Annotated in this window: 13 protein-coding genes and 2 pseudogenes; 6 read left to right on the plus strand and 9 right to left on the minus strand. The window is 72.2% G+C overall.

The window, feature by feature from the left end:
• Positions 1-161 precede the first annotated feature (161 nt).
• Complete coding sequence (locus IEZ13_RS39330; protein ID WP_183226745.1) at positions 162-539, minus strand: VOC family protein; 378 nt, start codon at positions 537-539, stop codon at positions 162-164.
• 67 nt (positions 540-606) lie between these two features.
• Between IEZ13_RS39330 and IEZ13_RS39335 the strand changes: the two genes are divergently transcribed.
• Positions 607-1,665, plus strand: a complete 1,059-nt coding sequence (locus IEZ13_RS39335) for an alcohol dehydrogenase catalytic domain-containing protein (RefSeq protein WP_183226744.1) — start codon at positions 607-609, stop codon at positions 1,663-1,665.
• A 46-nt stretch (positions 1,666-1,711) separates the two neighbouring features.
• Positions 1,712-3,874 carry a HEAT repeat domain-containing protein gene (locus IEZ13_RS39340; protein ID WP_183226743.1) on the plus strand — a complete coding sequence of 721 codons (2,163 nt, stop codon included), beginning with the start codon at positions 1,712-1,714 and terminating at the stop codon, positions 3,872-3,874.
• A 221-nt stretch (positions 3,875-4,095) separates the two neighbouring features.
• Here IEZ13_RS39340 and IEZ13_RS39345 read toward each other — a convergent pair.
• Positions 4,096-4,313: pseudogene (locus IEZ13_RS39345) on the minus strand (helix-turn-helix domain-containing protein); the annotation flags it as partial.
• 81 nt (positions 4,314-4,394) lie between these two features.
• Here IEZ13_RS39345 and IEZ13_RS39350 point away from each other — a divergent pair.
• Positions 4,395-4,706, plus strand: a complete 312-nt coding sequence (locus IEZ13_RS39350) for a hypothetical protein (protein ID WP_183226742.1) — start codon at positions 4,395-4,397, stop codon at positions 4,704-4,706.
• On the opposite strand, the gene IEZ13_RS39355 is transcribed toward IEZ13_RS39350, so the two are convergent.
• Both IEZ13_RS39355 and IEZ13_RS48035 read right to left on the minus strand, forming a co-directional pair.
• Entirely contained in the window at positions 4,696-5,127 is a 432-nt protein-coding gene (locus tag IEZ13_RS39355; RefSeq protein WP_183226741.1) for a hypothetical protein, read from the minus strand. The genes IEZ13_RS39350 and IEZ13_RS39355 overlap by 11 nt on opposite strands.
• Positions 5,128-6,098: 971 nt before the next feature.
• A pseudogene (locus tag IEZ13_RS48035) lies at positions 6,099-7,136 on the minus strand (Hsp70 family protein); the annotation flags it as partial.
• A 93-nt stretch (positions 7,137-7,229) separates the two neighbouring features.
• Here IEZ13_RS48035 and IEZ13_RS39365 point away from each other — a divergent pair.
• On the plus strand, positions 7,230-7,694 hold the full coding sequence (locus IEZ13_RS39365) for a hypothetical protein (protein ID WP_183226739.1): 465 nt from the start codon (positions 7,230-7,232) through the stop codon (positions 7,692-7,694).
• A gap of 5 nt (positions 7,695-7,699) precedes the next feature.
• Here IEZ13_RS39365 and IEZ13_RS39370 read toward each other — a convergent pair whose 3' ends face one another.
• From IEZ13_RS39370 to IEZ13_RS39385, 4 genes are all read right to left on the minus strand, one after another.
• A complete protein-coding gene (locus IEZ13_RS39370) occupies positions 7,700-9,169 on the minus strand; it encodes a dynamin family protein (RefSeq protein ID WP_183226738.1) in 1,470 nt (489 codons plus the stop codon).
• Positions 9,166-10,947, minus strand: coding sequence for a dynamin family protein (locus IEZ13_RS39375; RefSeq protein WP_183226737.1), 1,782 nt, complete (start codon positions 10,945-10,947; stop codon positions 9,166-9,168). The genes IEZ13_RS39370 and IEZ13_RS39375 overlap by 4 nt, the downstream gene beginning before the upstream one ends.
• A gap of 13 nt (positions 10,948-10,960) precedes the next feature.
• Positions 10,961-12,091 (minus strand): hypothetical protein, encoded by a 1,131-nt coding sequence (locus IEZ13_RS39380; protein ID WP_183226736.1) that lies wholly within the window; start codon positions 12,089-12,091, stop codon positions 10,961-10,963.
• A 182-nt stretch (positions 12,092-12,273) separates the two neighbouring features.
• Positions 12,274-14,550, minus strand: coding sequence for a helix-turn-helix transcriptional regulator (locus tag IEZ13_RS39385; RefSeq protein WP_183226735.1), 2,277 nt, complete (start codon positions 14,548-14,550; stop codon positions 12,274-12,276).
• Positions 14,551-14,624: 74 nt separating this feature from the next.
• On the opposite strand from IEZ13_RS39385, the gene IEZ13_RS39390 reads away from it, so the two are divergent.
• Positions 14,625-16,031, plus strand: a complete 1,407-nt coding sequence (locus IEZ13_RS39390; RefSeq protein WP_183226734.1) for a GGDEF domain-containing protein — start codon at positions 14,625-14,627, stop codon at positions 16,029-16,031.
• Here the strand turns inward: IEZ13_RS39390 and IEZ13_RS39395 are convergent.
• A complete protein-coding gene (locus IEZ13_RS39395) occupies positions 16,028-16,714 on the minus strand; it encodes a hypothetical protein (RefSeq protein WP_183226733.1) in 687 nt (228 codons plus the stop codon). The genes IEZ13_RS39390 and IEZ13_RS39395 overlap by 4 nt on opposite strands.
• Positions 16,715-16,798: 84 nt before the next feature.
• Between IEZ13_RS39395 and IEZ13_RS39400 the strand changes: the two genes are divergently transcribed.
• The gene (locus tag IEZ13_RS39400) at positions 16,799-17,710 is read left to right on the plus strand and encodes a GNAT family N-acetyltransferase (protein ID WP_183226732.1); all 912 of its coding nucleotides are present in this window, start codon (positions 16,799-16,801) and stop codon (positions 17,708-17,710) included.
• Positions 17,711-17,722 lie beyond the last annotated feature (12 nt).

The raw sequence follows: 17,722 nt of genomic DNA on the forward strand, positions 1-17,722 counted from the left end.
CGGAACGGGCCGCCCGCCAGCGGCGAAAAAACTCAGCCCGGCGGGCGCGGCACAGGCCGGACCACGACGCAAGCCGGTGCCGCGCGGACGGAACGGCCCAAATCGGTCGGGACGAGGTCACGCGTACAAGAAAGGGGTCTGGATTTGGAACGCGGAGTCGTCTAGCCGTTGGGGCGGCGCTCGATCGCCTGGAGGGACCAGCTGTTGCCGTCCGGGTCACGGAAGTAGACGAACCGGCCCCACGGCTGCTCGTCGACCTCGCCGACCTCGACACCGGCGTCCAGCAGGTGTTTGCGGGCCTCGTCGGCGTCGGCGACCACCACCTGGATCTCCTGGGTGCCCGGCGTCTTCTCGGTGAGACCTTCACCGATGGCGATGGAGCACGCCGACCCGTACGGCGTGAGCTGCACGAAGCGCAACCCCTCGCGCACCGTGTAGTCATGGTCGGCGTTGAAGCCGATCCGTTCGTAGAACGCCTTGGCCCGGTCGACGTCGGTCACCGGCACCGGAATGAGCTCGATCTTCCACGTCGCTGTCATGACCTGATCCTCGCGCCTATTGCGGCCATTTCCTGACCGCTACCCGAAAGCCTGACAGGATGTCCCGATGCGCGCAGTGATCTTCGATGCGATAAAGGGCCGGCCCGAGGTCCGCGAGGTGCCCGAACCGAAGGCTCCACTCGGCGGCGTGGTGGTCCGCGTGGCCGCCACCGGAATGTGCCGCAGCGACTGGCACGCGTGGGTGGGCCATGACGAGATCGCCCTGCCGCACGTACCCGGTCACGAGCTGGCCGGTGTGATCGCCGAGGCCGCCCCGGAGGTGACCCGCTGGAGTGTCGGCGACCGGGTGACGGTGCCGTTCGCCTGCGGATGCGGCCGGTGCGAGTGGTGCCGCTCCGGACAGGCGCAGGTGTGCCCCGACCAGGAACAGCCCGGCTTCACCCACTGGGGATCCTTCGCCGAGTACGTGGCCCTGCACGCCGCCGACACCAACCTGGTCGCCGTACCGGACAGTGTGGACTTCGCGGCGGCCGCGAGCCTCGGATGCCGGTTCGCGACGGCGTACCGTGCTCTGGCCGGCCGCGCCCGGCTCACCGAGGGCGAGTGGGTCACCGTCGTCGGATCCGGCGGGGTGGGCCTGAGCACCGTGATGATCGCCCGCGCCCTGGGCGGCCGGGTCATCGCCGTGGACCGCAACCCGGAGGCGCTCGCCGCCGCGGCCACTCTCGGCGCCGAACACACCCTGCTCACCGACGGCACCGACATCCCCGCCGCCGTCGCCGACCTGACCGACGGCGGCAGCCACATCGCGGTGGACGCCGTAGGCAGCGAGCAGACCTGCGCCGACGCCATCCTGAGCCTGCGCCGCCGCGGCCGCCACGTACAGGTCGGGCTGCTGCCACCGGTCGACGGCCACCCCCGCGTGCCGATGGCCCGGGTGATCGGCCGGGAGCTGGACGTGCTCGGCAGCCACGGCATGGCGGCCGCCGACTACCCGGCCATGATGGCGCTCATCGAGCGGGGCGCGCTGGCCCCACAACGCCTGATCGAGCGCACCATCGGCCTCGAGGAGGCCGCCGACCTGCTCCCCCGCTTCGACCGCGCGACGGTCGCCGGAATGACGATGATCGACCCGGCCGACGGTACGGACGCGGGTGCGCTGTGAGCTGGTCGCTGCACCGCCCCGCCGGTTCGGCCGACCGGCAAGCCCGGTGAGCAGCATTCTGATCAGCTCAGATGCCCGGCCCGGCTTGCCTCACCCCCGGCCTGAAGGCCGGAGCACTGGCCCGCATTCCGGTAGCCTCCTCGCCGAGAAGCGCCGGCCGACGACGGGGAGTGCGATGTTCGCGGGTCTGGACGAGATCGACTGGGCGTCCATGACGCACGCCTACGGGCCCGCGACCGCGATGCCGAAGGTGATCCGGGGGCTGGTCTCGCCGAAGAAGGGGCAGCGGACCCGGGCCATGGAGTACCTGGAAGGCGCGGTGCATCACCAGTTCGACGTGTACGAGTGCACGGTCGCGGCGATCCCGTTCCTCATCGAGGCGGCGGCCGCGCCCGAGGTGCGGGGGCGCCACGACGTTCTGAGGCTGCTGGTGAGCATCGGCAGCGCGGAGACCGACGACGTGGGGGAACTCGCCGACAGCGACGGGCGCCTGAGGCGTAGCGCGCAGCAGGCGGTGGCCGCCGGTTTTGAAACCTTTGCGGCGCTGTTGGCCGATCCCCAGCGGAGGGTGCGGCAAACGGCGCCGGAGGCGTTGCTGGTCTGCCACGACCGAGCGGGCGACGTCGCGGATCTGTTGCGCGACCGGATGTCGGTGGAGTCGGACACCGGGGTTCAGACGGCGCTGGTCGAGGCGGTGGGCGTCATCACCCGCCGGGCGGTCTCGGGCCACCAGCACGAGGTGGACGCCGCGTCGCTGCTTGCCTGGCTGCGGGCGGTGTACACCAGCCCGGCGCCGGTCGAGGTGCGGATCGTGGCGCTGAGGGAGCTGCTGCGCCTGGATGCCGGTGACCGGCCCGATCTGGTGCCCACTCTGCTCGGCCTGCTCGACGAGGCCGACGGCTTCGACCTGGGCGCCCTGTGCACGGCACTCGGCGACCGGGTGACCGAGCGCAATCAGGTGCTCAGCACCATTGTCCGCGACGGTCCCGCGGGCCGCCGCAACAGCGCCATGTGGGACACCCGCCGGAGCATGCAACAGTGGCGCGGCGACTACCGGGAACTGCTCGCCGCGTTCGCCGCGCTGCTGACGGAATCGGGGGAAGACCATCTGCTCGCGGTCGGTCTGCTGACCGACAAGGCTTGGCCGCTGACCGCGCCGGTGGCCGACGACATCGCCGCCAGCATCGCACGTTCGTTGGCCGCCGGTGCCTCGGTCTACTGCGGCGGATCGGCACACCCTCAGCATCCTCAGGGCGGGAACGTGTGGCCCCTGGCGCTGACTCTGATACGCCTTGGCGACCCACGCGGGCTGCCGCTGATCCAGCGGGCCTATGAGGGCGACGTCCTGCCGGACCACACCGGCCCACTGTTGAGGCCATACGGCGCCGACGCCGCCGGGCTCGTGCCGGCGATCCGACGATGGCTGCAGCGGTTGACCGCCGACGGTGACCACAAGCCGGCCATGCGCCTGCTCCGGGGTCTGACCCACATCGGTCCCGCCGCCGCCGACGCACTACCCGAGATCGTCGCGCTGCTGCCGTACCAGGACCACTGGTCCCTGCCGCTGAAGGCCCTCGCCGCGCTCGGCCCGGCCGCCGCGAGCGAGGAACCACTGATCCGCGCGAGCCTGGCGGATCCGCGACCGGAGGTCGTCGCGGCGGCGGCGAGGGCGTTGGCCGCCGTGGAGGCGGACGGCACGGAAGACGCGCTGCGGCCCCTGCTGACTCACGACGATCCCGAGGTCTGCCTGGGCGCGGCGGACGCCTTGCGCGCCGCCGGCGCCACCGACGTGCTGGTCGGCTACGAACACGCGTTGCGCACGAACCGCTACGTGCGTCACCACGCGCTGGAAAGCATCGGCACGATGGGCGCGGCGGCCGCACCGATCGCGGCCCAGGTGAAAACCCTGCTCACCGACGCCTGCAGCCAACAATTGGCAGCTACCACCACCCTGTGGCGCATCACCGGCGACCTCGACGCCACCCTGCCGATCCTCAGCGCAGCCTGGCAGCGCAAGCGGGCGGCGCACATCGGTATCGCCACGTGCTGGGCCGAGATGGGTCCCGCGGCGGCCTCGGTCGAGTCGCTGCTGCGCACCGAACTGGCCACCGCGACCCGGGCGACCCACTGGGGCTCGCGCGACGACGCCATCGAGGAAGACGAGGAGTTCCTGCGGGCGTGCACGCGCGCCCTGACCTCGATCACCTGACGGCGTGATCCCCGCTTCCTGATTCCACGGCGATGTGATTCTGTCGAGTCCCCGGCCACACCCCCAACAGCCTTCCTCGCCTGAATGGAGCCTCCGTCGCGGATCAGCCGGGACGAAACCGGCTCAGCGGGTGGCTGCGGCCGGGAACATCGCCGGGACGGAGCGCAAGGCCGCCAAAGGGTACGGACCGGTGGGGCCTGCCCCTCGGCTACCCGCAGGCCGCGGTCGATCGGGATCAGGGTGCCGTCGGGGACACGTAGGCGAGCAGCCGGATCCGGTTCATCGCGGCTGCGAGGTCGTCGGCGGTGGCGGCGAGCAGGTCGATGGCCTCACGGACGTACCGCCAAGCCGTGGTCACTCCGATCTCGAAACCGCAGGCCAGGCGGGCCAGGGTGTCACCGTTGCGCAAGTGGGCCAGGGCGAGCAGTGCCTGCCGGCCGGCCATGTCAGGGTTCCGTGACGGGTCGGCGAGACCGGGCAGAGTGCCGGCCGGGACGGGTAGCCGAGCATGATTGCCGCCATGGCGGGAATCGACCTGAGACTGTTCAGTGCGGCCGTTCACGCGCGTGCTGACGAATGGAAGAACGCCGGGGCCCGCTGGAGCCTCACCGTCGGATCCGAACGGGACGGGTCGGTGGCCTCGATCGACTGCGAGACCGGCCGGGCCCTTGTCCGTCTCGTCGTCAAGGCCGACGGCGATGCCGAGATGAAGGTGGTCGCACAGCCCGGCAGGCTGACCAGCCTCTACTACTACCGTCTCGCCACCGCCGACGACGTCACGACGTGCCTGAACGAACTCACCCGGCAGCTCGATCCGGGGCTCAGGGGTTGATGTCGAGGTCTCCGTCGACGCCGCGGACGATGCGGATCGCGCCGGTGGCCTTCGTGTTGGTCACCGACTGCTCGCCCTGCGGGTGGGACGGGGTGGCCGGGCGCTCGCTGGGCTGCGACGTGACCACCGGCGGGTGATCGCCGAGCCGGGCGTTGCCGGCCACGCCGTCGACCAGGTCGATGGTCGAGCCGGCCTCCACGTTGTCGACCCGCTGGGCAGCCGAGCTGGCGCCGGGACGGGCGAGCAGGAAACTCACCGTCGACAGGCCGAGGCCGGCGATGCCGGCGATCGCGCCGACGACGCTGGCCGCCTTGTCGGCGTCCTCCAGGCCGAGGTCCAGGAAGAACAACCCGACACCCATCAGGATCAGGCCGAACACCATCATCGTGATGATGACGATTCGCCGCTGTTTAGCTGCCATCGCTCCATCATGGCGCAACCGGGCGGGCCGTAGGGGGCCGGTCATTCCCGGGTGATCGGGACACAGTTGCCGGTGAGGTAGCCGTCGTTGTCGTCCTTGACCAGGCCGTGCCCGGCCAGGGCGATCCGGGCGCACACTTTGGGCGCGTCGGCGATCGCCCTGGTGTAGCGCTTGTCGTCGAGGTCCAGGACCGACTGGTCGCGGTCCTCGACGTACCATTCGCCCTGATCGGCCTTGGGGGCGTGGGAGCCCATATCGTGGTCGGCCGGATATTTGCCGTCTCCGCCCCACATGTGCAGGTGGTAGCCACCGCTCACGTCGGGTGTGGACCCGGCCCACTCGACGTCGTAGTCGATGGTGAGTTTCCCGTCGGCGACGACCGCCGAGGTGAGGCACACCCAGCGTTTGTTGCTCTTGATGGCGTCGCTGCACACCTCGTCGGCGGGCGGTCCGGCGTTCACGCTCGGCGAGGTCGGGGTCGTGGCGCCCGCGCCGGTCAGCTGCTTGTCCCGGTCCTTGAGGCCGAACTGGGCGTAGGCGACGCCGGCCGCCGCCAGGACGGCCGTGACCGCGCCCACGGCGATGAGCAGGGTGAGCCGGCGGCGCGATCGGCGGCGTTCGACGGCGGCCCGCCCGGTGGGCGCCGGTCGTGGCTTGACGGTGGGGAACCCGCCGCTCGGCACCGCCGCGGCGCGGGCCTTGACCGGCGCGGCCGGCGGGGTGGGCGAGGCGGCCAGAAAGGCGGTGGGTTGCGCCGGGAACGTCACCGGCGGGGCGCTGACCTGAGGAACGCTCACCGGAGCGGAACTGACCGGAGTAGAGCTGACGGGCGTGGAACTGACCGGCGCGGAACTGACCGGCGCGGAGCTGGCCGGGGTCACCGGGGTGGGTGCCGGTCGCGGCGGCCGCGCGCTCGCGCGGCCGGACACCGGCCCACTGGGCTGCGCCTGTTTGCCGCTGGCCAGCCACGCCGCGCCGAGCGCCACCGCATGCTTGGGATGCGCGTCGACCGCGACCGGCCGGTCGAACTCGGAGGCCACCAGCTGGGCGACGATCGGCATCCGGGACGAGCCGCCGACCAGCAGGATCGAGTGCAGCTCGCCGGGGGTGACGTCGGCGGATCGGATGGCGCGTTTCAGTGCCTCGACCGATCCGTACAGGGCCGGGCGGACCATGGCCTCGAACTCGGCGCGGGTGAGCCGGACCTCGGTGGCGACGTTGGGCAGCAGCACCGGGATGGTGGTGTCGGTGTCGGAGGAGAGCGCCTCCTTGGCGTGCACGCACTCCTCACGCAGCCGGGCCACCGCGGCGATCGCGGTGCCGTCGTCCTCGTCCAGTTCGGCGAGTTTGCCGCCCAGGGCGGCCTGCACGTGGCTGAACACGGCGGCGTCGAAGTCGATGCCGCCGAGCCGCTCGATGCCCTCGGGGCGGCCCAGGATGTCGAAGCCGAGGCCGGTCTTGCGCAGCACCGCGGCGTCGAAGGTGCCGCCGCCCAGGTCGTAGACGGCGACGATCGAGCCGGGATCGATGCGCTGCTGCTGGGCGTAGCTGACCGCGGCCGCCTCCGGCTCGGTGGTGTAGGTGACCGGGCCGTCCAGGTCGGCCATCCGCACGGCCTGCCGCATCAGGTCCGTCTTGTAGGGACCCCAATTCGCTGGGTACGAGACACAGGTCCCCGCCGGAGCGCCACCCTCCCGGGCGATCACCTGGTCGGCGACCGCGCGCAGCATGCGGGCGGTGAGCGCCTCGGCCGACTGCGGCACCCCGCCGAGCAGGATCGGGGTGGTGTCGCCCATCCGGCGTTTGAACTCGCGCGCGACCCGGTGCGGTTCGGTCAGGCCGCGCCGGCTGGCCGCCTCACCGGTCAGGAACGTCTCGTCCTCGCGGAGCAGGACCACCGACGGGATCGCGGCGCTGTGACTGCCGAGCGGGACGATCTCGGCGTGCCCGTCGCGCCAGGTGGCGGCCGCGGTGTAGGTGGTGCCGAGGTCTATGCCGAGTGCGTACATCGCCGGATGCTCCGTATCGTGTCGTGACGGTTGGGGGTACGTGTGGGGGTTTCCCCCAGGCAGGCGGGCGCGCGGCGCTCATAAGGTAGAGGCATGGAACCCCTCCGTGATGTGTTCGCCGGGCTCGCCGGCCCGGGCAGCGCCCCCGGCGACTTCCTGCGCGAGCTGCCGGAGGAGCTGGTCGCCGAAGCGGTGGTCAGTTACGCGGACACCGCTCCGGTCGAAATCGCCGAGCATCTGGCGTCGTTCGTGAGCGCCCACAGCGTGGTCGGCGCGGAGACTGCCGACGAGCTCGGCTGGCTGGAGCTGCTGACGACCGCCCCGGTCGAGGCCGGGCCGGAGATCGACGAGACGGACCTCGATTTCGGTACGGGCGCCGACGCCGTCGAGGTGGACCAGCCGGACCTGTTCGACGTGGAGAGCCCGGTCGCCGACGAGTTGCCGGAGACCGGCGACGAGGAGCCGGGTGAGGAGATCGGCCTGGACCTGACGGTCGACTGGCCGGAGATCGACGACCTGCCGGATGAGCTGGACGACGACGCCGACGACATCCTCTGAGCGGTTCATCGCCGCTGCTCCAGCCGGGCCAGCATGCCCTCGCAGGAGCGCACCGCCACGCGGGCGGCGACGGTCATCTCGTACGAGGTCAGCGGGTTCTCGGCACGGCGCTGCCAGCGGGCCAGCGCCTCCCGCGCGGTGGCGCTCTGTTCCTTCTCGGGCGCGTCCGCGGGCAGGTGCAGGCGGTCGCTGACGGTGCTGCCGGAGCCGCCGATGAGGCGTTCCAGGTCGGCGACCGCGTCCGGTTTCCCGGTGATCCATCCGGCCCGCAGGCTGGACAGCACCCGCAGCTCGTTGAACGGGTGCGCGGACGCCATGATCTCCTCGACCGCGGCGGCCACCGCCTCGCTGCCCGGCCGGGGGCGGTCCCGCACGATCTCGGCCATCGCGAGCAGCGCCGACCGGCTCTTGAGCACGTCGGCGCGGTCGTAGAAGAGCGAGCCGATGATCTCCTTGAGTTCGGTGAGGCCGCTGCGGTCGGTGAGTTCCTTGGCCAGGGCGGTCGCGGTCGTCGCCACCTCCCGGCGCAGAAGGGTGCTCGTCAGCCGTACCCCGTAGAGCCCGAAACGGGCCAGGAGCGCCTCCCGCTCGAGTGAGGTCAGACCCAGCTCGGGCATGGCCGACGCGAAGCGATCGGCCGAGAGCAGCAGCTCCTCTGCCTGTTTGACCGCCAGGGCGGCGATCTTCCGCAGCTGCGAGACCTCGGTCTCGGTGAGCGTCACGGCCGTTTCGGCGAGAAGACCCGCGACCGGTACGACGGACTGCACGAGCCGGCGCACGTTCCCGTCGGTGCCGAGCCGGGTCGCGATCCGTCGCGCCGACGCCATCGAGTCGGGACGGCCGGCCCCGATCTCGTCGGCCCGGGACAGCACCCCGATCGCGTTGACCGGGCTGGGCCGGGAAACCTCGGTGTCGTGGAAGGCGCGCAGGAACTCGATGTCGCCCGGATGCAGGTGCCGCAGCAGGTAGACGACCGCGTCGGCGGGTGTCTCCTCGTCGTCGGGGGCGAGCAGCTCCCAGGTGTGCCGGGCGGTCTGCTCGGACAGCGAGCCGATGCCGGGCGTGTCGATCAGGGTGACGGTGCGCAGTGCCCGCGACGGCCAGGTCACGGTGAGCCGGTCGATGTCGGCGGCGCTCAGCCCGTCCAGGTCGACGTCGATGGCGCCGTCGTCGCGGGTGAACCGCAGCGGCCGGGCCGGTCCCTTCTTGAGGGCGGCGTGCACCTGGTAGGCGTGGCCGTCCTGGTACCAGGTGACGATGCGGGTGCACTCGCCCGCGTCGGTCGGCGCCAGCCGTTCCCCGACGAGGGCGTTGAGCAGTGTGGACTTGCCGGCTTTGACGCGGCCGGCGACGGCCACCCGCAGCGGGGCGGCGAGCCGGTCGCGGATCGCGCCGAGCCGGGCCGCGTCGGCGGTGCCGCGGTAGGTGGCGATCGCCTGGTCGAGCACGGCACGGGTACGGTCGACGAGGTTCATGCCGCCACCGCCTGGGCGCGCTGCCGCAGTTGCTGGACCCGGGCCAGTTCGGCGTCCACGTCCTTGAGCCGTTTCTCCCGGTCGGCCTGGGTGCGTTTGGCGGCCTCGGCGGCGCTGTTCAGGGCCTGCGTGTTGGCCTTGTTGAGTTCCTCGGCGAGGCCGCTGTAGTGGTCGCGCAACTGCCGCTGGACCCGGCGCAGGGTGTCCCGGGAGTCCTTGCCGGCCACGAAGCTGACCTCGTCGCAGTAGCGGCGGATCGCGTTGCGGGCCTCGGCACGGCGTTTCGTGACCTGGCGTTTCTTCTCGTCGCGCAGGCCGCGGTGGCCCATCACGAGACCGATGCCGATGCCGATCGGGCCGAGCGAGACGCCGACCAGGCTGCCCAGGATGATGAACATGAGGGCGCCGCCGTACGCGCTCTTCAGCGCCACCATGGCCTGCTTGGTGAGCTTCATCCGCTCCAGGTCGATCTTGTGCTGGAAGTCGGCGACGGTGGCGAGCGGGGTCGGGTCGGTCACCGACGGCCGCCGCATGATCATCGTGGACGCCTCGTGGAAGTGGTCGCCCACCCGTACGCCCAGGTCGGTGGCCCGGTCGCGGAGCAGCTCGTAGTTGGCCAGCAGCTCGTCGGCCATCCGCGACTGCAACCACGCCTCCATCTCGGCCCACGTGTCGGCCGGGTCGCCCTCCTCGATGGCGGTGTCCGCCTCGGCGATGACCACCCGCACCCGGGCCCGCAGGTCGTGGTCCACGTCGGAGGTGAGGTCGGTGACGCCGTCGCTGAGGGTCTGGTTCCATTTGGCGGCGGCGCTCTTCAGGGACTCGACGCGTTCCTTCACGCCGGTCAGCTCGCGGACCACCCGGGCGGCGGCCTCCGGGTCGGCGAGCGCCGCCCGTTCCGCCTGGAATCGGCTGTCGAGTTGTTCGCAGAGCGCGAGCACCTCGGCCGACGCCTCGCCGGCCAGCCTGTCGACGGCCGAGGCGCCGATCTTCTCGGTGAGGAAGGCGACCAGGTGGGTGAAGCCGGACTCGGCGTTGAGGGCGGTGTCGTTGGCCTTCACCGCGCGCGAGCGCAGTGTCGACGACACCGGCATGAGCGGCATCGGGCAGTGTGCCGCCAGGTGCCGCTCGTTGAGTTCGCGGATGCGCCGCCACGCCGGGTAGAAGTCGGTCTTGGTGACGACGCACGCCACCACCGGGCACAGCGACCGGGCGCGTTGCAGGAAGTCGACCTCGCTGCGGGTCAGCTCCTGGGCGGCGCCGGTGACGAACAGGACGGCGTCGGCCATCGAGACGGCGGCCAGGCTGGCGGCGGCGTGCGGCGAACCGAGCCCGCCGACGCCGGGGGTGTCCACCAGGACCAGGCCACCGGCGAGGATCTTGCGGGGGATGCGAACCTCGACACCGGACACCCGGTCTCCGTTCACTCCGCCGGCGCCGCCTTCGAGGACGTACCGGCGGACGTCGGCGACCGGGATCGGCTCGCGGCGGCCCGGCTCGTACAGCAGGGCCGCCTCGGGTTTCGCACCGTGCCGCACGTAGGTCGGCACCGCCGTGGCCACGTCGTCGTCGACCGTGCAGACGGTCGCGCCGACCAGGGCGTTGACCAGGGAACTCTTGCCCTGTTTGAACTCGCCGGCCACGACGACGTGCAGCACCGGGTCGGCCAGGGACTCCTTGGCGGCGGTCAGGCGGGTGGCCGCGTCGGGTCGGTCGTACGCCGTACAGGCGTGCAGCGCCAGATCGATCAGGGCAACGGCCTTCGCGACCTCGGCCACGGTTCCTCCAGGGTCAGGCGCCGACGACGGTGGTGTCGTCGCCGCTCTCGATCGTGTCGTCGTCCGACGTCACGGTGGTGGTGTCGATGTCGGTGATGTTGGTGTCGTTGTCGCTGACGGTGGTGTCGTTGTCGTTGATCGTGGTGTCGTCGTCGGAGACGGTCGTCACGGTGGTGTCGTTGTCCTCGTTGTTGCCGCTGGCGTTGCCGCCCACCGAGATGGCCGAGCCGTCGTCGGCGGTCACGTCGGACAGGTTGGTGGCGTCGCTGCCGTCGCCGAAGGTGACCGCGCTGTCCTCGATCTCGGCGTCCGGCAGGTTCGCGACGTCGCCGTCACCGAAGTTGAACACCGACTCGTCGGCGCCCCCGTCGACCTGGGCGGTCTGGTTGCCGTCGCCGACCACGGCGTCGTCGAGTTCGTCGGCCACGATGCCGGTGTTGACGCCGGTGTTGACCGCGCCGGAGATGTCGTCGCCGGCCTGCACGGCACCGTCGCCGGTGTTCGCCTGGCCGAAGTTGTCGCCGTCGATCAGCAGGCCCCCGTCGCCGCTCACCGAGTTGATGTCGCCGTCGACGATCGTGGAACCGTCTCCGGTGGCCGCGTTCACGTCGCCGTCGCCGACCGTGGCGACCGCGCCGTCACCGGTCGCGGCGTTCACGTCGTCGCCGCCGGCCACCGCGCCGTCACCGGACGCGCTGATGTTGGTGGCGTCGATGTCACCGAAGACGTTGCCGTCCACGTCGAGGTCGAGGCTGTTGTCGGTGATCGTGGTGACGGACAGGTCGAGGTTCTGGGTGATCGTCTCGTCGCCCTCGTAGGTGGCGTAGGTGACGTAGTTCAGGTGCTGAACCACGTGCTCGACGGACTGGGTGCCGGCCGAGTGGGCCGAAGCCCCGCCGCCACCGCCACCGCCTCCGCCGCCGGAGTAGTTGCTCAGCGCCGACCGGGCCTCGGAGGAGACGCCCGGCTCGGTGGCGGCGTCGTTGACGACCGCTGGAACGTCCACGGCCGACAGGTCGACATCGGTGACGCCCTCGGCGGTCAGGGTGCCGTTCGGGTCCTCGGCGTACCGGGCCGCGAAGTCACGGTCGGTGATTAGGTTGACGACGAAGTCCTTGAGGAGTTCAGCTGCGTTGACGGTCATGATCTCTCCTAGCTCGGTGTGTGTCCCGTTCCTTCATCCGGGCACGGCACCAGCGTGCGACCCGTGAGCCGGTCCGGGCATCGGGGTGTCCCCCGTGGTATAGGGGGTGCGCTAGGGGATCCACAGTGTGGTGTCCGAGATCCAACCCATCGGATCGCGGAATCGGTGCAAACCGGCGCTGTCTAGCCGTCCAGCATCTCGCGGAGCATGGCCAGCAGTTCGGCCCGGGTGTTCGCGCCGAGCTTGCCGCGGATCCGTGCCACGTGGTGCTCGACCGTCTTCGGCGCAATATATAGCTGAGCGCCTATCTCACGGTGCGTGCTGCCCGCCAGGACGAGACGCGCCACGGTGACCTCGCGTTCGGACAGTCCGCCACCACCGCCGGGGCTGTCGGCCTCCGGTTCGGACAGTTCCCGGGCCCGCTCCAGCAGACGGCGCGCGGCTCCTGCGTCGTCGGTCCGGATGGCGGCCTGCCCGGCCAGCCGGGACGCCTCCCACGGCAGCTCCGCGGCGTGCAGGTCCTCGGTGGCGGCCAGGATCTCGTCGGTGTCCACGGTTCCGGCCAGCACCTCGGCCCAGCGCCGGGCCGCCACACACTGCGCCCGCGGGCGGGTCCCGCCGGTCGTGGCCATCCGCTCGGCCGTCTCGGCGGCGGCGCCGGCGTCCTCGGTGACGATCGCGGTCTGCAGGCGCAGCCAGTCCAGCGCCACCGACCAGGCGGTCGGCCGGCCCAGACCGGTGACGATGTCGTCGAGCAGGTCCAGCACCGGGGTGAGGCGGGCAATCTTGCGGAGCCGGGCCGCGGCCACCGCCAGCTCCTCGAGCGGTTCCAGCTGCCAGAGATCCACGGTACGGCGCGCGAGCAGCGGTTCGATCCCGGTCCACGCGTCCCGCAGCCCGGCGATGTCCCCGCGCCGGCGGGCGATCCCGGCGGCCAGCGCGGCCCGCAGCAGGCGGTCCCGGCCGGACGGTTCGGCGCCCGGCGGGAACCGCAGCTCGTGCAGGGCGGTGTCGTAGTGGCCCGCCCGCATCCGGGCCCAGGCCAGCAGCAGCCGGTGCCGCTCGTCGGCCGCCGGTCCGCCGACCCGGGCCGCCCTGGCCCGGGTGAGCAGGTGCTCGGCAGAGGCGACGTCACCGGCGGCGACGGCCACCACGGCGGCGATCGCGTGCGGCGTGTCCGGCAGAACCAGTTGCGGGGAACCGCGTTCCATCGCCTCGGTGGCCTCGATGAGCAGCGGCAACGCCCGCTCCGGCTCGGTGGCGGCCAGCGCCCCTTCGGCGAGGCGAACGAGCGCGGCCGGTGCTGGGGAACCAGTCGAGGCCGGGGAACCGAGCGTGGCCGGAACCGGGCGGCCGAGGGCGACCAGCGCGGGCACCGCGAGCATCGGCCCCGGCCCGCCGGCGGCGAGCAGCAGCTCGGCGGACCGCGCGGCCCGGCCCTCCTGGGCGGCCACCGCCCCGGCGACCAGTTTCTCCCGGGACGTCGTGAGGGTGAGCTGGTCGACGTCGACCGGCAGGCCGAGCAGCGCGCTCGCCTCGGCCCGGCCGGCCGCCAGCTCCGCGGCCCCGGTGCTGGCGTCCGCCGCGTCGTCGAACCAGCCGATCGCCGCCGCCGGATCGATGAACCGCAACCGCTCCCCCGCCGCCCGGTAGACGTCCGCCGCGGCCGGGGTCGCCGCCCGCGCCGCCCGCAACTGACCGGCCGCCGCGACCGGATCGGCGCCGGCCGCCAGCAGCGCACCCGCCACCGCGTCGTGGATCCGCCGCCGTTCCGCGCCGGGCAGCTCGGCGAGCACCGCCTCGGCCATCACCGGGATCATCCGCTCGGACGGCAGGAGCAGACCCTCGTCCCGCAGCGTCCGCAGCGCGGTGGCCAGCCCGGTCAGATCGAGTCCGCAGGCGGCGGCGAGCACCGGATCACCGAGATCCAACCGCAGCGCCAGCACCCGCGCCACGGTGACCGCCGCGTCGCCGAGCACCGCGAACCGCCGCTGCACCCGGGCCAGCAGCGCGGGAGCCACGTCATCGGCCGGCGCGGTGACGATCGCGACCGCGACCACCGGGATCCCGCCGGAGGCCTCGTGCACGGCCTCTGCCACCTCGGGCGACACCGGCCGCCCGGTCACCGTGGCCACCAGCCGGGCCATCGCGCCGGGGTCCAGCGGCCCGAGCACCTCCACACCACCCGCGGAGGCCGCCTCGTCGAGGGCGGCCAGTTCCGGCCGGTCGATCGTGGGCCGGCGGGAGACCGCCATCGGCACGCCGGCCCGGCACAGGGCGGCCAGTTCCCGCAAAGCGACGGCATCCAGCCGGTGCGCGTCGTCGACCACCACCAGCGGCGCGTCCTCGAGCGCGGCGGTAACCCCGCCGGCGAACCACACCGATCCGGTCACGGCCGCGGCGAGCGCACGGAGCCGATGGGTACGGCCCGCGCCGTCCACACCGACCACGACCGTCACATCGCGACTCTACCGGTGTTCTACGTCACTCTGGTTTCCCACAGATCCGGCCGCCGCCCGCCGACTGTCCGCCCATGACCTCCACCGGCATCCGGATCTTCCTGGGCGGCGCGATCGCGGCGGTCGCCGGTCTGATGCTGACCTGGGACACCACGATCGGCAACGTCCTGTACGTGCTCACCTACCTGACCCTGTGCACGATGGCCTGGCTGGCCGTACGCCGGATCCCGCCCGGCCCGGAGCGCCGGCCGTGGCTGCTGGCCGCCGTCGCACCGGCGCTGTGGCTGACCGGCGACGTCGTCGAACTGGTCTACTACTACCTGGGCAGCGTCCCGCCGGTGGGCGTGGCCGACGCGTTCTGGCTGGCCGGATACCCGCTGCTGGCGGGGGCCCTGACGATGATGGCCCGCCGCCGCGCCCCGAACAATCTGCGCGGCGCCGTCCTGGACGGCCTCACCCTGACGGTGGCCGCCGCCCTGGCTAGCTGGCAGTACCTGATCCTGCCGTACCTCGGTTCCGGTCTCGGTGTCGCCGAGACGATCGTGCCGCCGCTCTACCCGGTCGCCAGTGTGGCGTTGCTGGCCGCGGTGCTGTTCATCGCCCTGTCCCCCGGCGACCGGGGTGTGCCGACCGGCCTGATGGTCGGCGCCGTCGTGCTGTACCTGGCGATCGACGTGGCCTACAACGTGCTGCCGCTGTTCATGGACTACACCGTCGTGGCCCGGATCGGCCCGCTGATCCTGCTGGGCAACGCCATGATCGTCGCGGCCTGCCTGCACGGGAACCGGGCCGAGCTGACCAGCCCCGGACACAAGATCCGGATCCTGCACCCGGCGCGGGTGGTGTTCCTCGGCCTGGCGCTGCTGGCCACGCCGGTGCTGGCGATGCTCCAGGGCGACGCGGTCGCCGGGCTGATCGCCGCGTCGCTGTGCACGGCGTTCGTGCTGACCCGGTTCACCATCGCGGTCCGCGAGCAGGAGAAGGCGCAGGCGCTGCTCGCCTTCCAGGCCCGGCACGACACGCTCACCGGGCTGGCCAACCGGGCGGTGCTCACCGACGAACTGGAGCGGCGGTCCGGGCCGGTCGCCGTGCTCTACCTGGACCTGGACGGGTTCAAGGAGGTCAACGACAGCCACGGCCACGAGGCGGGTGACCTGGTTCTGGCCACTGTCGCGCAGCGGCTGTCGGCCGCCGTACGGGCCACCGACCTGGTGGTCCGCCTCGGCGGCGACGAGTTCGTGCTGTTCTGCCCGAACCTGCCGGAGGCCGAGGCGGTCCGGCTGGCCGAGCGGGTGCTCGTCTACGTGGCCCAGCCGATCCCGTTCCACGGCGAGACCCTGGACATCGGGGTCAGCGTCGGCATCGCGGCCTACGGCCCGGACGACACCGCCGACGGCCAGGACGTGCTGCGCGACGCCGACATGGCCATGTACGAGGCGAAGAAGCTGGGGCGGGGCCGCTGGGTGATGGCCGGTGCCTAGTGGACCGCCGCGGCCCGCGTCTTCGCCTTGCCGATGAGGTCGCGGACCAGCTTCTCGGAGCCGTCCATGTTCTCCCAGCCCATGTCGGCGACCACGACGACGACATCGTTGACCCGGGCCAGGGCGGCGTAGTGGTTGACCGTGGCCGGCTCCTCGTCGGCGTAGCTGAACCGCTGCCCGATCCGGACCAGCATCGTGTCGCCGTCCGATTCGATGACGTCCCATTTCCGTTGGCCCTCGGCGAGCCCGCCCCGACACTTCTTCAGGGCCGCGTCGATCTCCTGGATCTGCCGGGCCGCCCCGCCGGGCTGGTGCCGGCCGATGAACTGCACGACCACGGTCGGGACGGTCTCCGGGGTGCTGCCGGGGACCACGTACCGCTTCGCCACGGCGGCGGTGCGGGTGGGGTCGCTGGGGTAGCGGCCCCCGCACGGGCGCAGCGGGCGCACGTAGGCGTACTCACCCTGGGGAAGGGTCTCCGCCGTCGCACCGCGTACATCCTCGGGTTGCAGCAGGGCCGCGGCCGGGATCCCGGCCGGCGCCGGAACGGAGGCCGGGACCGACGGCGCCGGAGCGGAGGCGACCTGTGCGGCGGGCGCCGGATCGGGGCTGGAACCGCACCCCGCGATCGCCGCGACCAACAGTCCGGCGCTCACGGCCCGGCGGATCCTCGTGTTCGTCATGTCCTCCACCTTGCGCCCCTTTGTAAAGTGGTGCCGTACCGCCCGGTAGCGGCTCGTCCAGTCCATCGTGTTGGAGGGTCCGCCATGTCGATTTCCGTCCGCCCGTTCACCCGCGGCGACCGGGAACAGGTCACCGGTCTGGTCAATGCCCACATCGCCGCGGTCGTACCCGGTGTGTCCGTCTCCGTTCAGGTGCTTCTGAGCCAGTTGGAACGGGAGCCGGGCGAGTTCATCGTCGACCGCTGGGCCCGGGAGCGGATCACGCTGGTCGCCGAGCAGCGCGGCCGGGTCGTGGCGGCCGCCCATCTGATCCGGTACGGCGACGGCCCGGAGACCGGGGAGATGTACCGCAACGCCGGCGAGATCCGGTGGCTGGTGTGCTGGCCGGACGCCCCGTACTGGCCGGATTCGCTGGCGGCCGGCGACGCGCTCGCGGTGGCCTGCCACGCCCAGCTGCGGCGCTGGGGTGTGACCCGCAGTTTCGCCGAGGGTGCGCTGCCCGCCCCGGGGGTGTACGGCGTTCCGGAGCAGTGGCCGCACATCCGCGCCATCTACGAGCGGATCGGGTTCCGCAACGACGGGCGGGTCGAGGCCGTGCTGCTCGCCCCGGTCGACCGTCTCGCCCGGCCGGCCGCGCCGGTGGACGGGCTGACCACGAGCCGCACGGTCGGGATCAACGGCACCCGGATCACCGCGCTGCTGGACGGCGCCGAGGTCGGCTACATCGAGGTCGACACGAACCTCGACACCGGCCCCCGGATGTCCCGCGTCGGGGCATGGGCGGAGGTCGGCAACCTGTGGGTAGAGCCGGACCACCGCCGTCAGCGGATCGGCACCTGGCTGCTCGGGCAGGCCGCCGCATGGCTGGAACTGGGCGGTGCCACACGTCTGCTCGACTACGCCGACGTGACCGAGGAGGACTACACGGAGTTCCTGGTCGCGGCCGGTTTCACCGTGCTGACCCGGACCACCCGCGAGTTCACCGCCGATGGCTGACCAGGAGAATGT

Source organism: Actinoplanes campanulatus (genome assembly GCF_014647795.1).
In the GTDB taxonomy this organism is placed as follows: Bacteria; Actinomycetota; Actinomycetes; order Mycobacteriales; family Micromonosporaceae; genus Actinoplanes; species Actinoplanes campanulatus.

Excerpts from the sequence above, each read along its gene's own strand:
- IEZ13_RS39330 (WP_183226745.1), bottom strand. The coding sequence starts at position 539 with ATGACAGCGACGTGGAAGATCGAGCTCATTCCGGTGCCGGTGACCGAC.
- IEZ13_RS39335 (WP_183226744.1), top strand. The coding sequence starts at position 607 with ATGCGCGCAGTGATCTTCGATGCGATAAAGGGCCGGCCCGAGGTCCGC.
- IEZ13_RS39350 (WP_183226742.1), top strand. The coding sequence starts at position 4,395 with ATGGCGGGAATCGACCTGAGACTGTTCAGTGCGGCCGTTCACGCGCGT.
- IEZ13_RS39355 (WP_183226741.1), bottom strand. The coding sequence starts at position 5,127 with ATGGCAGCTAAACAGCGGCGAATCGTCATCATCACGATGATGGTGTTC.
- IEZ13_RS39365 (WP_183226739.1), top strand. The coding sequence starts at position 7,230 with ATGGAACCCCTCCGTGATGTGTTCGCCGGGCTCGCCGGCCCGGGCAGC.
- IEZ13_RS39370 (WP_183226738.1), bottom strand. The coding sequence starts at position 9,169 with ATGAACCTCGTCGACCGTACCCGTGCCGTGCTCGACCAGGCGATCGCC.
- IEZ13_RS39380 (WP_183226736.1), bottom strand. The coding sequence starts at position 12,091 with ATGACCGTCAACGCAGCTGAACTCCTCAAGGACTTCGTCGTCAACCTA.
- IEZ13_RS39390 (WP_183226734.1), top strand. The coding sequence starts at position 14,625 with ATGACCTCCACCGGCATCCGGATCTTCCTGGGCGGCGCGATCGCGGCG.
- IEZ13_RS39395 (WP_183226733.1), bottom strand. The coding sequence starts at position 16,714 with ATGACGAACACGAGGATCCGCCGGGCCGTGAGCGCCGGACTGTTGGTC.
- IEZ13_RS39400 (WP_183226732.1), top strand. The coding sequence starts at position 16,799 with ATGTCGATTTCCGTCCGCCCGTTCACCCGCGGCGACCGGGAACAGGTC.